Here is a 14,138-nt window from a genome sequence, read left to right as displayed (position 1 = left end):
TTACCAATCGGTGTTGCGTTTCTTGCCCTGCGGCGCTTTACTGCCTGTGTCGCTTGGCCTTGCTCTAATGCGCTTGGTTTGTTCTAGCTTGGCAATGGCTAGCGGGCTGATTAGTGTGGGGACCGTGAACGCCTCCATGGTATAGAGCAAATCGAGCACCCGCAGTACCTGAATCAGAGTGGCAACGGTGACCGTTTGTCCCCGCTCCAATAAACTCAGGGTTGATCGACTGATACCGGCAGCGTGAGCAATGGCCTCTTGCGATTTGTTGCGGGCCAGTCGGTGGTGCTTCACAAAGGCCCCAATGTGTGCTGCCAAAGCATCATCACTCATGGCTGACCATTTATTGTAGGATATATCAGTCATAAGAGCCGGAAAGGGGTAGTTTTTGGATGGCTTATCATGCAAGATATATTTATTAGTGATGTATTGTAATAATGATTGATAAATCATGCAACAAAGATTAAATATAGACTTAATGCATGAAATGTCGGTCGAAAACACATACGATTGTACAGGAGTCAGATTAGAAGAGGAAGTACCTGTCTTCTGACAAGGGAATGGTTGGGAAGCCATGTCAAGGAGTGCAGGTAGCGAAGCTGTGGCCAGAACACTGGAACTAGAGAGATTTCGGGCGTATCCCAGTCAACTCTGCTGGGTACCCCTCCGCAAATGGGCTCGCAATAGGCTCATAAAGAACTCTCGGAGCTGGTTTGCTGTGAGTAGGAAGAAGCTGTAAAAACAAACGGGAGCTCTCCAGTACTTGCCTATTCTACAACTTAGTGATGACACTCTGCTGCGCCAAGAGAGTCGTCGGTAGTAGGCTGGGCCCCTAAGGCTAAAAAGTAGTACCGATTTATGGGCTCACCCCCTACCGGCACGTGGTCGTAATCCTTGAATTCAAGCCAGATTCGTTATTTTTTGAGCAACTGAATTGGCTCATTATTGGCTCATGCGGTAGCGTTTCATCTACCTAAGGTTTGATACGACCAAGTAGCAGAGTTCAACAATAGACTTACTTACGAGCGTGAACAGCCCTACAAGTACCAGTAGGGCCGGGGTTTGATCACCGGAAGGATTGTTGGCTCAATGCAAGAGTGCTACCGGTATTGCTCTTATTGGCTAGCTTTGCCGCCCTAAGCAGTTATCGCCGTAGCGCATGCAGGCCTTAAAACTTACCGATTTGCATCGTCGCCTCCGGTTAGCACCCAGCCCTACCAACCGGCTGGGCGGGGTGCACCGGCAGCCGCTGCCCATTCAGCAGCGCCCCGCGCTCTTTGTAGGCTCCCTCGCCTAACGTCCCCATTTGTTAGTTATCGGAACCTGTGGCCAGGACTGACAAGTAAGTATGAGCAGTCCTTATTGGTCTCGATAGGGTGACGATAGAAGCAGCTATCGAATAGGAATGTTGATTATCAATTTGCAAATTGCAAACCAAAAATCAGCTGACCGTAATGCGACAACATAATGGCATGCGCCCGCAGGATGTAGTCGTTCTGCTGAAGGTGCTGTTGCTGGAGGATACCATCTGGCAAGGCAAGGACTTGGCCACTGCCTTGTTCTTAAGCCCCACCGAAATATCGTTTAGCCTGAAGCGGTGCCAATACGCCCGGCTGCTGGAGGGCGCTGACCGGCGCGTGGCTCGGCGAACCTTTCTGGAGTTTCTACTCTACGGTTTACCGGTGGTGTTTCCCACGCAGCCGGGCGCCCAGGTACGGGGCCTCCCCACTGCCCACAGCGCCGCCCCGTTGCGGGAGCAGCTGGTAGCCGAGCAGCTGTACGTGTGGCCCGACGCAGAAAGCGACTGCTGGGGTAGCGCCATCGAGCCCTTGTACCCGCGCGTGCCGCAAGCGGCCAAAGCCGATACGCGCCTCTATGAGCTGCTGGCGTTGGTTGACGCGGTGCGGGTGGGCCGCCCCCGGGAGCGAAAACTGGCTGGGAATTTATTGAAAGCCTTTCTGTTGCCGGCTCATGTCTAATACGGCCAACCTGGCCGCGCTGCAGGCCGTGGCCCGGGCGCTGGGCCTTGCGGGAACGGGTCGTTTTCGTCGGCGGCAGCACCGCCGGTCTGTACAGCACTGCCGCCCGCGCCGCCGAGTCCCGCCCGACCATGGATGTGGATTGTATTATTGAGGTCATGCCCCGCATGGCCTACTACGTGCTGGAGGAAGAGCTACGGGCCCTCGGGTTTCGGCATGACCAGGAGTCAAATGTCATTTGCCGCTGGCGGGTCGCGGGGCTGGTGGTCGATGTAATGCCGGTCGGGGAAGACAATATCCTGGGGTTCTCGAATCCGTGGTATCCCGAAGGCTTTGCCCACGCTATTCCTTACGTGCTGCCCGACGAAACCACGATCCAGATTATGCCAGCGGTGTATTTTATCGCCACGAAGCTGGCGGCACTGCGCAGCCGCGGCATGAGCGACATCCGCCTGAGCAGTGATCTGGAGGACATCGTGTACGTGCTGGATAATCGCCCGGCACTGGGTGCAGAGGTAGCAGCCGCATCGCCTGCCGTACGCGCCTACATCGCTGCGGAAGTCAGCCGACTGCTGCTGCATCCGGAATTGCGCGAAGCTATCGATTGTCAACTACCGTACGGGTCTGGTGACGAACGAAAGTTTATTATCGAGCGGCGGCTTCAGACCCTGACCTCCGTTGGGCAGTAGTGAACAAGTAAATGAACCTGAGGGAATGTTCCTCGGCATATAGTTAGTCCTGCTCGTGGGTGTGCAGAGTCATTGGATGTGCCATTGCGCGCGGTTAGGTAAGGCCTGCTCGGATAAACCAAGCTTATAAGTGGATAAGGGATTCAGGCTGGCTTTCAGCTTGGTAGCCAGCGTGACTTCACCCATCCCTTCCAGCAGAGCTCCCAGCAGAGCGCGTGTGGCCGGGTTGTAGTCCTGTGCCAGGCGAACCAAGGCGGCCTGCTCAAGTGATGGCAGTTGCTTTATCTGCTCGCGCAGGCGGAGCAGGGCCGCGGCCGGCGAGGTATCGGGCAGGCGCTTAATCTGCCGCAGGGCGTCGAGCAATTGGCAGAGCGGAACCTCCTCTGGCTGCACATCGGCCCGGCTGCGCACGAAGCGCACGCGCACGTTGCCGACTTTCTTCGGCCGCCCCGGCCGGGAGGTGGCAATCAGAATTTCCTGGGGCACCTGCGTGGTCAGCCTCAGACGGTTGAAGGCCGCTACGCCGGTGGGGTAGCCCCGCAGCTTTTTGCTGGAGGTTTGCAGCAGCACCTGCAACACCTGCTGCTCGGAAACCGGTACCGGGCCGAACCGGCTCTGCAGGGGGAGGCGGTACGTGCCTTTGGTGACCTGCTGCACCACGCCTTCCTGGCGCAGCCGGCTCAGGTTCACGGCCACCGTGCCCGGCGCGATGTCCAGGCTGGCAAAGTCCTGGTAGCGCACGAGGGCACCCGGCTCCAGCTGTTGCAAGCGGTTGATGATTTTCTGGCGGGCGGTCGTGGATTTGGTCACTTTTTCCATCTGCATGGGGCTGATAAAGATATACTAATTGTAAAGTTTTTTTACTGCAAAACATTACAAAGCACACGTTGTATTCCGGTGAGTAGCAGACTCAGGTAGTACTACGCAAAAAACCGAAACACCCGCCTGCTACCTTGTTAAAGACAACGGGAGGGTGTTTGCGAAGTGCCACACGGCGTGGAGATGCTAATGGTTGTGAGGGGCGTAGCGGTCCTGTTAAGGCTACCGGAAGCCGCGGGCGCGGAGCAGGTCGCGGTTGGACAGCTTGAGCTTAACATTACGTCCGCCCCCCTTTTCGTACACCTCGATAACCAGGTTTTTCTGGTCAGGAATGGTGAACTTCCTGAACACGAATACCTGCTGGAGCTTGCCGGCGGCTTCAATCTTTTTCAGGTTACCGTTATAGACGTAGGTGGGCGTCAGTTCAATGGCCTGCTCGGCCGTGCGCTTGGCCACCTTCTTATCCTGGATGTAGAACTTGACGAAATCCACGTCATACGTCACATTGGAGCGATTGCGCAGGTGCAGCGGGAAAAACAGGGTTTCCTGCTGGTAGCCCACGCTGCCCGCGCGCACGCTGAGCTGGTCTTTCGTGTCGCTGGCCGCCGAGCCGCCGCGTGCCAGCGCCTGCTTGGAATAGGCATCCAGGTTGCCCTGCGGAATGGGCGTGTTCGACAGGATGGCCTCGCTGCCACTGCTGGCCCGGGCAGTGGCGCTGGTCATCGTGCTCAGGTCCAGGCTCAGCACCTTGGGGTCGTGCTGGTAGTTGACAACGAACATGTACAGCTTGCCACCGGAGGTCAGCACGGTCATGTTGGTTTCGGTCAGGCGGTTGCTGGCCGCTTTCACGCGCACGATGTTGTCGGCACCCGTGGCCTTGGCGGCCAGAATGCCCGAGTTACCCAGATCGACGTAGGTGACCGGGTAGGGAAACACGAGGTGCGTGGTTTTCTGGTCCGAGACGTAGAGGGGAGTACGGGCAGCCTGGCCGGGCCGCGCTGGGCGCGCCCAGGTCCAGCCCCAACTGACGCGGGTTGCGCTGGTAGCCCACCACGAAGGAGTAAAGCTTGCCGCTGGCCGTGAGCACGGTCATGTTGGTTTCGCTGAAGCCGCTGCCAGCCGCCTTAACCCGCACGATGTTTTCCGAGCCCGTGGCCTTGGCCGCAATCAATCCGGAACTGCCCAAATCAACATACGTGACCGGGGACGGGAAAACCAGGTGGGTGGTTTTTTGCTCCGACACGAACAGCGGATACGTCGCGAGCTTCGCCGGCGCCGGCGCTACGGGCCGGGTGCTGGCCAGCGTCGTGGATTGAGCGAGGGTGGGCGCCACGGCCAGGCTGAGGGGCAGGGTGCAGAGGGCAAGGGCGATTCTCATAGTAGCTTATTTATCAATCTTCAACATGACCTGGTAGCCGGCTTTCAGGCGCACTTTGACCAGGCGGATTTTCTTCTGGCCGAGGCCCTTGACGGCAGTAACCGCGACGCCGGCCGCGGCCAGGGTGGGATCGGCGCTCATGGTCATGGCGTCGGCGGCGTTCAGGCCATCGGCGCCGGCCTGCTTGGCCGCGTCCCGGGTGATGGCGCCCGGAATGTGCAGGCCTTCCAGCCCGTCCACGTCGTAGACTTCGAGGGCCACCGGAAAGACCCGGTTACCGGTTTTCAGCGTTTCGATGCTGATGTTCAGCCGCTCCCCGGCCAGGCTGCACTTGCCGTAGATGAAGGTGTTGGCCGATAGGGTGCGACCATTGACCACGGCCGATTCCGTCAGGCGCATTTTCACCAGTGAGCCGCTGACCACTTCCTGCGATTCGTGAATGACGGCCGGCAGGGTGTTGGCATCTTCGGTAGCCGCATGGCCGTCATCCAAACCGGTAAACGAGGCCGTGCGCCGTCTGCCCGCGCCGCCCCCACCCAACCGGGAAACGACGGCATCCTCATCGACCACGTTAGCCCGGGTGCGGGCTTTTTTCCTGGCTTTGGCCACCACCGGCGCGGCCGGGCGGGCTACCCCTCCCCCACCGCTGTTGCTTTGCGCCAGCAGCTGGGCCATCTGCAGCTGAGCATCCTTCTCGGCCAGCTCCCGCTCGTGCTGGCTGCGCATCAGCTCCAGCTGCTCCTGGGGCGTGAGGGCGCCGGGCGCTGCCGTCGGGGCTGCTGCAGTGCCGGGCGCAGTCCCACCGTTCAACTGGGCCTGCTGGGCGGCAATGAGCTGCTGCTGGGCTGCCACCACGGACTTGTCCACCGACCCGTTGGGCCCGGGCTTGCCGTCGGCACCGATGGAGTAGGACAGGCCCGAGCCGGCCGCCGTATCGAGGCGGGCGTCGACCAGGCCCCGGTTGCGCAGGGTATCCACCGGGCTGGCGTAGGCTTCGAGCTTGCTGGCGGTGATGGAGCCTTTTTCGGCCGTGGGCAGGGTGGTGTTAAAGCCGGACGGTACGTTCTGGGCCTCGGCGGGCGCGCCCTGCCCGCCGCCGCCCAGGTAGAACATAACGGCCAGGAAGGGGACGCCCACCACCGGCAGGAAGGTGGCCATCTTGCGGGTGCGCAGAAAGTGCGCGTCATGCGGTTTGGTTTCCATCGGGTAGGGCTTAGCGGGGCTGGGTGCTGAGGTCTTCGTTGCGCAAAACCCGCCAGTTCTCCATCAGGAAGCCGTGCGGGTTGTTCTCCGAGCGCGTCACGTCGCGCAGGGAGCATTCCGAGAGGAAGTTGCGGGTGGTCACCGAAGTGGCCCGGATGACCCGCTGGTGCCCGTAGCACCGCGCCACCAGGGGGCGCGCGTTGGTTATCACCACGCTGTCCACGCTCATTTCCAGGCTGATGTTGGCGGCAATCAGGTCGTTGTAGAAGCCCTTCTCCTTGAAGTTCTCGTACTGCCGCTTCGCGGAGTTATCGGCCAGGTACAGCGCCTTGTTCACGTTGCTGTCAATGGCCTTCTGGTCGGGGTCCAGGGTGAAAAACAGCTCGTGGAAGCGCGTGACGTGGGCGCGGGCCTCCACCGGCCGGTTGGCCCGCGCATCCCGGGCGCCGGCCGTGAGCAGCTGCCCGCCTTCCAGCACGTAGATGCGATTGGCGGCCGCGGTGGTGGTCTGAAACGCGAAGTAGGCAATGGTGCCGGCCAGCACCAGCACCGCCACAATGAAGAGCAAGGCCAGAGTCTTGACCTGCTGGAAGGCGGAATCAATAGTTTTCAGGGATGCGAACATGACTAGGGAGGGCTAGTGAGAGGATAGGGAGCGGGTCACTCAGCTTTTGCGGCTGAATCGTTCGCGCAAGGCCATGCCGGCCCGGTGGCCGAGCTCCTCACTGCGCGACATGTTTTGGGTGGTGGCCCAGCCGGCTGCGCCCTGAGCCACGCCCGCGCTGGTCCGAAGGCCGGCCCCGCTGGCTGCGCCCGCTATGGCGGCGGTGGTGGCCGTGGTGGTAGTGATAAACGAAGTGGCCGCTCCACCCACACCCGAGCCGTCAATCAGCATATCCGCCGCCTTGGGGACGCAGATGTACCCGACGATGGCCAGCACGAGCATACACAGGTAGGCAATGTCAGCCGACTCCACACTTCCGCCGGCGCTGAGCTGGCGGATGTTCTCATTGAGCATTGTTACTTGGACGTGGGCCAGTACCGCCGCATAAATGTTGGCTACCGGCACCCAGAGCGAAATCGTGAGGAAATAGCCGAACCACTTCAGGAGTCCCCCGCCAAAGCCCGGAATGATAGCAATGCCAAAGGCTAGCGGACCGGCGACGCTGAGCAACACCAACAGGAAAGTGGAAATGAGGCTAATGGCTAGCTTGGCGGCCAGTGCCCCCAACTCAAGAATAGATTTAGTCCACTCCCGGAAATTCTGGCCCACGCTGTACTGGACCTGATTGAACGCCAGACTGGCCTTGCGGCCCACGTCCAGCGCCCCAAGCTTGCCCAGCTCCTTTTCGTAGTCTTCGTTGATTTGCATGTCGGCTTTGGCTTTCGCATCGGCGGCCAGACGGTCGCGCTCTGCCGTGAGCCGGTTTACTTCCGCCAATTGCCCCATCCGGATAGCATCGGTGCCATGGGCTACGGACATGGTGATGCCGCGCAATGCACCGCACAGGGGCACGAACAGCAGGATGGCCAGACCGATAGCAAACGGCCGCAGCAGCGGAAACAGGTCGATAGGCTCGGCCCGGGCAATGTTGCCCCACACCTTGCTGCTGATGTATAACAGGGCTCCGATGCCCCCGATGGCCCGTCCCAGGTTGATGAACAGGGAGGTGAACGAGAGCATTTCGGTGTAAATGGCGTCGAGCTTCTGCTCGTACACGGCCATGTTCAAATCAATTGCGGTCGGGTCCATGCGGGCAGTGTTAGAAGCGGAGCGAGAGATTTACTTAGCTACTTGGGCATATTCCCCTTCCCCGGAAATCAGGAGGTGGTTTTTCTCACCCAGGTAGATGATGTCCATAGCTCCGAATCCGGTGTTGACGGTGAGCTTGTGATTGTCCTTGTCATAGGTGAGCGGGTATTCTTTTTTACCTTCCAGCAGCGTCAGATTATCTCCGCGCTCCTGGATAGTCATATGCGGCCGCTCGGGGCTATCTAATGATTGCCATTCACCCAGAAACTGGGCTGTTTCGCTGTTGGAGGAACACGAGGTGAGCAGCACCATTGTCAGGGCGGCAACTGCTGTGAGCAATTGATTTAGCTTGCTTTTCATCGGATCGAAAGTGGAAGTGAAAGGAAAGTGTACCCCCTAGCGGGCAGTCATAAAAGCATTTACCGCTTCCCGGTCCCGCACCTGCTGCGCCTGGTGCTGCGCGATGGCCCGACACTTGTTGCTGAAGTAATTCATCAAATCGTGCTGCTTGCTGATGCGGTCGGCGATGTTGTCGATAAACTCAATGCGCTCCGGGTCGGTCATCTTCGCCTTGTTCGCGCTGAGCACCCCGGCCAGCTCCCCAAGCAGGGCCACGTTTTCCTGCAGGATGGTTTGGTAGACTGTAGAGGCTTCGCTGAGCTGCGCGGGCGTGAGCCGCTGGGCCCGCAGCTCCGGAATGGCACCGGCGAACTGGTTAATCATTTCGCCCTGGTGCGTATAAATCTCCCGTACCCGGCGATAGTTGCGGACCCCAGCGCTGATTTGGAGCAGGCTGCTGTACCATTGGTCGTGCAGCTGCTGGGTCTTGTCGACGATGCCTTTAATCTGGCCGCTCACAGCTTTCATGTCGCCGGCCAGCTTCTTGCCCTGCCCCATCAGGGTAGTAGACACGCCCTGGTGGAAAATCTGCTTGCGTGAGCTTTGCTCGGCTACTGGAGCCGATATAACGGCCTGCGCGCAGGCTGGGCCCGCCAGCAGGGTCAGGACCAGGGTGAGCATTTTGGAAATTGCTTTCATAGAGGAGCAAGTCAGGGGTGAGTCGGCGGTTAGCGGGCGCTCATCAGCGCGTTGAGGGCCTGCGTATCCTGAGCCTTCTGCTCGGCTAAGTGCATCTGCACGTAGTTGCGCTGCGTGTAGTAGTTGATGAGGCTCAACTGGTCGGAAATCTTCGCGTCCAGCTTGTCGATGAAGCGCATCCGTTCGGCATCCGTCATCTTGAGCATGGCCGGGCTGACGATGGTTTGCAGGTCCGAAACGGTGTTGGCGCCCTCCGTCAGCATTTTCGAGTACACGCTGGTCATAGTGGAAAGCTGCTCCGGCTGCACAAAGGGTGACTGCCGCAGGGTTTCAATGGCCGTAGCATAGGTCTGGATGATTTGGCCCTGCTTCTCAAACACGGACTGCACGCGCCGATACGTGCGCACAGTCGTGCTGACCTGCTGCAGGCCGTCGTACCAGGTCTTGGCCAGCTGCAGGTTTTCTCCGAGAATACCTTGGTTAGCTCCTGCTCCTTCACGCCGGCCTTTACCAGTACGTTAGCGGCTTTGGACAGTCCCTTCATGGTATTTTGCAGGCCGGTCTGGACGCCGGACTGTACTTCCAGCACCGGGGCCGTTACCACGAGTTGAGCAGAGGCCTTTGTGGCACCGAAAGAGAGGATGGCTAGGCCCAGGATGGTGACTTTCGCTTTCATCGTTTTTTCCCTTTTGTTGATGGTGAAGCCCCCTACCCTTCGCGCAGCTCGGCCGCGAAGAGCTTGATGGCCGTGGGCATGTCGCCGGTCTGGCGCAGCTTCTCGAACAGCCGCACTTTCTCGGTTTCCTCGGTGGTGTAGGTCACGTATTCTTCCTTCGACACCTCGATGGCGTACACCTTCGACACGACCCCGCCCAGCGAGATGAACACCTCGGTGTAGCGGCCGCGCGCGGGCTGGTTGTCGCGGTTGATGCTCAGCACCAGGTCTTTTTCCTTGGGCGTGAGCGAGAGCAGCCTGAATCTCCTCGAAGCGGTTGATGAACTTGCGCTGGTCGAGCAGAATCTTGCAGTCCGAGTTGTTGATGATGGCGTCCTTGACAATCTCGTTGCCGATGATGTCGTCGATTTCCTGCGTGACCACGATGGCCTCGCCGAAGAACTTGCGCACCGTCTTAAAGAGGTACTTGATGTAGGCGGCCATGCCGGGCGTGGTTAGCGCCTTCCAGGCCTCCTCAATCAGAATCATCTTCCGTACCCCCTTGAGCTTGCGCATCTTGGAGATGAAGGTTTCCATGATAATGAGCGTGACCACCGGAAACAGGATGGGGTGGTCCTTGATGTTATCGAGCTCGAAGACGATGAACGGGGCCTGCACCAGGTCCAGCTCCTTATCGGAGTTGAGCAGGTAATCGTACTCGCCGCCCCGGTAGTAGGGCCCGAGCACGTAGAGGAAGTTGTCGATGTCGAAGTCCTTCTCGCGCACCTTCTCCTCCTCCAGCACCCTGCGGTAGGTGCCCTTCACAAACTCGTAGAACGTGTTGAAGCTGGGCTGAATAGCCGGGTTGGCTTCAAGCATCACGTAATACAGGCTCACGGCCGTGGAGAGCGACACGTACTCGGACTGACTGACCGCTTCGTCGTCTTTCTTCCAGAGCGCCTGCAGCAGCGTTTTGATGCTTTCCTTCTTCTCCACGTCGAGCTTGCCCGAAATCAGGAAGGGGTTGAAGGCAATGGGGGCATCCTCCTCGTAGGTGAAGTACACCCCGCCCAGCTCGCAGAGGCCTTTGTAGGAGTTGCCGGTATCCACCAGCAGCACGTGGGCGCCCTGCTCGTAGTACTGGCGCACCATGTGGTTGGTGAAAAACGACTTGCCCGAGCCCGAGGGACCCAGCACAAACTTGTTGCGGTTGAAGATGACCTGCCGCTTCATCGGCTCGTCGGAGATGTCCACCAGCGGGCTTGCCGGTGAGGCGGTCGGAGAGCTTGATGCCCTTGGTGGCGCCGGTGGAGCGGTAGTTGGTTTCCGAAGCCCAGAAGCAGACGGCTTGCTCAATGAAAGTGTAGAAGGTTTCCTCCGCGGGAAAGTCGCCGGCATTGCCCGGAATGCCGCCCCAGTAGAGCGCGGCAATGTCCACGGTGTTCTGCCGGGGCTTGCAGTTCATCTGGTTGAAGGCAGCATTGACCAGCTTGCGCACCTCCGTCAGTTCCTCCTCGCTCCTACCCCAGGTCAGCACGTTGCAATGCACCCGCACCGGGCGGCGCTTGTGGGTTAGTAGCTCGTTGAGAAAGGCGTGGTAGTACTCCACGTTGATGGCGTTCTGCCGGGAGTAGAGCGAGAGGGAGGTGAGCCGGTCCTTCTTCTGCTCGAAGGTTTTCACCGTTTTCTGGGTGTTATCCAGAAACACGTACTGGTTCAGGATGTGACTGGTACCCAGCAGCAGCCCCAGCGGTGCGGCAAACGAGATGGGAAAATCCGAGTACTCGGTGCTGTAGGCCTCGTAGCGGATGTCGGTTTCCACCGCGGTGGGCAGGTCATCGAGGTTGGCCACCGAGAACATCTGGCAGAACTCCTGCCCTACCTTCAGCCCATTGGTCAAATCCAGGTCCACCTGCAGGGCCTGGTCGGAGAGGTCCAGCGAGAGGTACTTTTCCAGCAGCCCGGCCTTTTCCTGGGTGCCGGCCAGCTCATCGGAGGTAAGCCGGTGCGAGCGGATAAAGGGGGCGTTGGTAGGCCCCACCTTCCAGCGTGCGCACGAACTGGCCCACGCTGTCCAGGAAGCTTTCCAGCACCTTCGTGTCGAGCATGTCCTTGGGCACGATGTGGCGGCGGGCCAGCAGCCCCGAGGTGCTGCCCCAGTTGGGCCGCTCCGACGAGGTTTTGGTGATGTAGAGGTAGCAGAAGTGGTTCAGGAACGGACGCTCGTTGAAGTGCCGCTCGTAGGCAGCGGAAAGCAGCGTGCGCTCGGCCTCGAAGCCCGGGGCGTACTTGTCTTCCACGTACCAGTCCTGCTTGTGCACCACGCAGTGGTCGGGCAGCAGGCGCACAGCCTTCACAAAAGCCGCCTGCAGCTGGGCGTAGTCCTCGCGCGAGAGGGTGAAGATTTCCGGCAGCTCCAGGCGGAACGCCACCGTCACGTCCGCGTTTTTCGAGACGAGGCAGTCCTTTTCCACCTTGTAGATGGGCTGCTTGGATTCCAGGAAACGGAGGGCAGAACCTTATTGCTCATGGGCAGGGGAAAAGCACTCGCACCGGCCGCTACGCGCGGCCGGGCGGGTCCTGGTTGAGGCGTTGGAAAAGGCGGCTGTGCCGGTTGGTGATGTAGCGGGGCGCGGCGCGGCGGGCGGCAGCTTTCATCAGCCCATGCTCGCCGAAGCGGCGGTTTAGGGCGAAAACCCCGGCCCACATGCCGCCCCCGGCCAAAAAGGTGAGCAGCACGGTGGGTACCAGCGGCACGCCCGCCAGGTAGCAGGTCACGAACAGGGCAAACACCAGCCCGGTGCCGGCCACCAAAAGTAGATGTTGCTGCCCACCAGCCCCTTGAATTCGACGGGTTTGTTGATGCCCCGGTTCAGGTCGTAGACGGGCATGTCCTAGGGGCTTACAGGAAGAAGGAGCGCACCACCGTGGCCACGATGACCAAGAAAATCATCGAGCCAAACCACGACACGGCCGTTTTCTGGGTGTCCTGGTCGCCGGAGTTCCATTTGCTGTACACCTTGATGGCGCCGACCAGGCCCAGCACCGCCCCAATGGCGTACATGAGCTTGGTGAGCGGGTCGAAGTAACTGGTGACCTGGGTAGTAGCATCCTGGATACCGGCCGTGCCGTTGCCGCCCCCGGTCTGGGCATAGAGCAGGTGCGAGCTAAGGAGCAGGGCCAGGATGGCCAGCGAGGTACTAAAACGCTTCTGGTTCATACGAAGGGGAAAGAATGAGACGTAAGGGATGGGCGGGCCGGGCACTACACCAATGATTTATTCTTTTTCGAGGTCTGATTTTTCAGGTATTCCATTCGCTTCCTCTCCTACCCGACAGACTATCAAAACATCCTTTAAATCCATATCAAGAACATTTTTCCTTCAACCCAGGCACGTTTTGCGCGCTTCCCGGGGAAAATACGTAATCCGTAAAAGTCTGATTAGTCGAAATGCTGGCATCCTGAAAACGCGGCGGACCTGGCATGTTTGAGGCGTTGGACGAGGAAACGTCCGATTCACGTTTTAACCCTGTAGCGTTTACCATCATGAACACCACCAAACCGTCCAACGCCTTCATTGCCGCTTCCTGGTTTGCTTTGCTGGCCGGAATGGCTGCCTTCGTCATCGGCCTCTGGAACGCGCAGATGGCGCTCAACGAGAAGGGCTACTACTTCACGGTGCTGATGTACGGGCTGTTTTCGGGAATCTCCCTCCAGAAGTCGGTGCGCGACCAGCTGGAGGGCATTCCCGTAACGGGCATCTACTATGGGCTAAGCTGGTTTTCCACCATTTTGGCCATCGGTCTGCTGACGGTGGGCCTCTGGAACGCCACGCTGCTGTTGAGCGAAAAGGGCTTCTACGCCATGGCCTTCCTGCTGAGTCTGTTCGGGGCCATTGCCGTGCAGAAAAACACCCGCGACGCCAAGGCGGCTCCTGCATCGGAACCGGAAACAACGTTTCATAACTAGCAGCCGGCAGTAGCGCGAACTTTGTAGTTCGCGTCCCCGCGCCGTTCGATTTGCGTCCTCACGCCGCTCGAACGATTCCGCTGGCGCGGAGACGCGAACTACAAAGTTCGCGCTACTTTTAGCCATGAGCCTGACCCCGAAACAACAGATGCTGGCCGGCGAGCCGTACCTCGCCAACGACCCCGAGCTGGTAGCCGAGCGCCGGCGCACCAAGCAGCTCTGCCACCGCTACAACCAGGAGCCCGTGGACCTCAACCGGCCGGTGCTGGCCGAGCTGCTGGGCCGGGAAACCGACGCCCACATCGAAGCCCCGTTCCGCTGCGACTACGGCTACAACATCCAATTGGGCCGGAATTTCTACGCCAACTATAACCTCACAGTGCTCGACTGCGCCCCGGTCACTATCGGCGACAACGTGTTTGTGGCGCCCAACGTGGTGCTGAGCACGGCCGGGCATCCGGTGGAAGTGGAGCCGCGCATTGCCGGCTGGGAGTTTGCCCGCCCTATCACCATCGGGGACAACGTGTGGCTGGGCGCGGGCGTGCTGGTGCTGCCGGGCGTGACGATTGGCGCGGGCACAACCATCGGGGCCGGCAGCGTGGTCACGCGCGACATTCCGGCCGGCGTGGTGGCCGTGGGCAACCCTGCCGGGTAA

Annotated in this window: 18 protein-coding genes and 2 pseudogenes; 5 read left to right on the top strand and 15 right to left on the bottom strand. The window is 59.7% G+C overall.

Annotated features, from left to right (window positions below):
* Nucleotides 1–453 carry a helix-turn-helix domain-containing protein gene (locus ACN19L_RS20100; protein ID WP_426491232.1) on the bottom strand — a complete coding sequence of 151 codons (453 nt, stop codon included), beginning with the start codon at nucleotides 451–453 and terminating at the stop codon, nucleotides 1–3.
* 706 nt (nucleotides 454–1,159) lie between these two features.
* Between ACN19L_RS20100 and ACN19L_RS20095 the strand changes: the two genes are divergently transcribed.
* The 3 genes from ACN19L_RS20095 (at nucleotide 1,160) to ACN19L_RS20085 (ending at nucleotide 2,668) form a co-directional block, all read left to right on the top strand.
* The gene (locus ACN19L_RS20095) at nucleotides 1,160–1,297 is read left to right on the top strand and encodes a hypothetical protein (protein ID WP_426491231.1); all 138 of its coding nucleotides are present in this window, start codon (nucleotides 1,160–1,162) and stop codon (nucleotides 1,295–1,297) included.
* A gap of 157 nt (nucleotides 1,298–1,454) precedes the next feature.
* A complete protein-coding gene (locus ACN19L_RS20090) occupies nucleotides 1,455–1,979 on the top strand; it encodes a hypothetical protein (RefSeq protein WP_426491230.1) in 525 nt (174 codons plus the stop codon).
* A gap of 167 nt (nucleotides 1,980–2,146) precedes the next feature.
* Nucleotides 2,147–2,668: a hypothetical protein gene (locus ACN19L_RS20085; RefSeq protein WP_426491229.1), complete on the top strand. Its 522-nt coding sequence runs from the start codon at nucleotides 2,147–2,149 to the stop codon at nucleotides 2,666–2,668.
* A 69-nt stretch (nucleotides 2,669–2,737) separates the two neighbouring features.
* On the opposite strand, the gene ACN19L_RS20080 is transcribed toward ACN19L_RS20085, so the two are convergent.
* The 14 genes and pseudogenes from ACN19L_RS20080 to ACN19L_RS20015 form a co-directional block, all read right to left on the bottom strand.
* Nucleotides 2,738–3,487 (bottom strand): type IV toxin-antitoxin system AbiEi family antitoxin domain-containing protein, encoded by a 750-nt coding sequence (locus ACN19L_RS20080; RefSeq protein ID WP_426491228.1) that lies wholly within the window; start codon nucleotides 3,485–3,487, stop codon nucleotides 2,738–2,740.
* A 222-nt stretch (nucleotides 3,488–3,709) separates the two neighbouring features.
* On the bottom strand, nucleotides 3,710–4,423 hold the full coding sequence (gene traN, locus ACN19L_RS20075) for a conjugative transposon protein TraN (RefSeq protein WP_426491227.1): 714 nt from the start codon (nucleotides 4,421–4,423) through the stop codon (nucleotides 3,710–3,712).
* Nucleotides 4,386–4,865: a DUF4138 domain-containing protein gene (locus ACN19L_RS20070; protein ID WP_426491226.1), complete on the bottom strand. Its 480-nt coding sequence runs from the start codon at nucleotides 4,863–4,865 to the stop codon at nucleotides 4,386–4,388. The genes traN and ACN19L_RS20070 overlap by 38 nt, the downstream gene beginning before the upstream one ends.
* Before the next feature lie 6 nt (nucleotides 4,866–4,871).
* Nucleotides 4,872–6,068, bottom strand: a complete 1,197-nt coding sequence (gene traM / locus ACN19L_RS20065; RefSeq protein ID WP_426491225.1) for a conjugative transposon protein TraM — start codon at nucleotides 6,066–6,068, stop codon at nucleotides 4,872–4,874.
* Nucleotides 6,069–6,078: 10 nt separating this feature from the next.
* Nucleotides 6,079–6,693: a conjugative transposon protein TraK gene (gene traK, locus ACN19L_RS20060; protein ID WP_354580995.1), complete on the bottom strand. Its 615-nt coding sequence runs from the start codon at nucleotides 6,691–6,693 to the stop codon at nucleotides 6,079–6,081.
* Nucleotides 6,694–6,732: 39 nt separating this feature from the next.
* Nucleotides 6,733–7,821, bottom strand: coding sequence for a hypothetical protein (locus ACN19L_RS20055; protein WP_426491224.1), 1,089 nt, complete (start codon nucleotides 7,819–7,821; stop codon nucleotides 6,733–6,735).
* Nucleotides 7,822–7,851: 30 nt separating this feature from the next.
* Nucleotides 7,852–8,181 (bottom strand): hypothetical protein, encoded by a 330-nt coding sequence (locus ACN19L_RS20050; protein ID WP_426491223.1) that lies wholly within the window; start codon nucleotides 8,179–8,181, stop codon nucleotides 7,852–7,854.
* A 36-nt stretch (nucleotides 8,182–8,217) separates the two neighbouring features.
* Nucleotides 8,218–8,859 carry a hypothetical protein gene (locus ACN19L_RS20045; RefSeq protein ID WP_426491222.1) on the bottom strand — a complete coding sequence of 214 codons (642 nt, stop codon included), beginning with the start codon at nucleotides 8,857–8,859 and terminating at the stop codon, nucleotides 8,218–8,220.
* Nucleotides 8,860–8,888: 29 nt separating this feature from the next.
* On the bottom strand, nucleotides 8,889–9,266 hold the full coding sequence (locus tag ACN19L_RS20040) for a hypothetical protein (protein WP_426491221.1): 378 nt from the start codon (nucleotides 9,264–9,266) through the stop codon (nucleotides 8,889–8,891).
* 301 nt (nucleotides 9,267–9,567) lie between these two features.
* A pseudogene (locus tag ACN19L_RS20035) lies at nucleotides 9,568–10,747 on the bottom strand (TraG family conjugative transposon ATPase).
* A gap of 82 nt (nucleotides 10,748–10,829) precedes the next feature.
* A pseudogene (locus ACN19L_RS20030) lies at nucleotides 10,830–11,555 on the bottom strand (TraG family conjugative transposon ATPase); the annotation flags it as partial.
* Nucleotides 11,503–12,015 (bottom strand): DUF3875 domain-containing protein, encoded by a 513-nt coding sequence (locus tag ACN19L_RS20025; protein ID WP_426493608.1) that lies wholly within the window; start codon nucleotides 12,013–12,015, stop codon nucleotides 11,503–11,505. The pseudogene ACN19L_RS20030 and the gene ACN19L_RS20025, both read right to left, overlap by 53 nt.
* 58 nt (nucleotides 12,016–12,073) lie before the next feature.
* Nucleotides 12,074–12,328, bottom strand: coding sequence for a DUF4133 domain-containing protein (locus ACN19L_RS20020; protein WP_426491220.1), 255 nt, complete (start codon nucleotides 12,326–12,328; stop codon nucleotides 12,074–12,076).
* Nucleotides 12,329–12,416: 88 nt separating this feature from the next.
* Nucleotides 12,417–12,734, bottom strand: coding sequence for a DUF4134 domain-containing protein (locus ACN19L_RS20015; protein ID WP_073285643.1), 318 nt, complete (start codon nucleotides 12,732–12,734; stop codon nucleotides 12,417–12,419).
* Nucleotides 12,735–13,060: 326 nt separating this feature from the next.
* Here ACN19L_RS20015 and yiaA point away from each other — a divergent pair, with 326 nt between their 5' ends.
* Both yiaA and ACN19L_RS20005 read left to right on the top strand, forming a co-directional pair.
* Nucleotides 13,061–13,483: an inner membrane protein YiaA gene (gene yiaA / locus ACN19L_RS20010; RefSeq protein WP_426491219.1), complete on the top strand. Its 423-nt coding sequence runs from the start codon at nucleotides 13,061–13,063 to the stop codon at nucleotides 13,481–13,483.
* A gap of 124 nt (nucleotides 13,484–13,607) precedes the next feature.
* Nucleotides 13,608–14,138 (top strand): sugar O-acetyltransferase, encoded by a 531-nt coding sequence (locus ACN19L_RS20005; protein WP_426491218.1) that lies wholly within the window; start codon nucleotides 13,608–13,610, stop codon nucleotides 14,136–14,138.

The sequence above is a fragment of the Hymenobacter sp. 102 genome (assembly GCF_049949205.1).
GTDB lineage: Bacteria > Bacteroidota > Bacteroidia > Cytophagales > Hymenobacteraceae > Hymenobacter.
The sequence above is the reverse complement of the archived record's forward strand: the minus strand, read 5'-3'. Positions and strand labels throughout refer to the sequence as shown.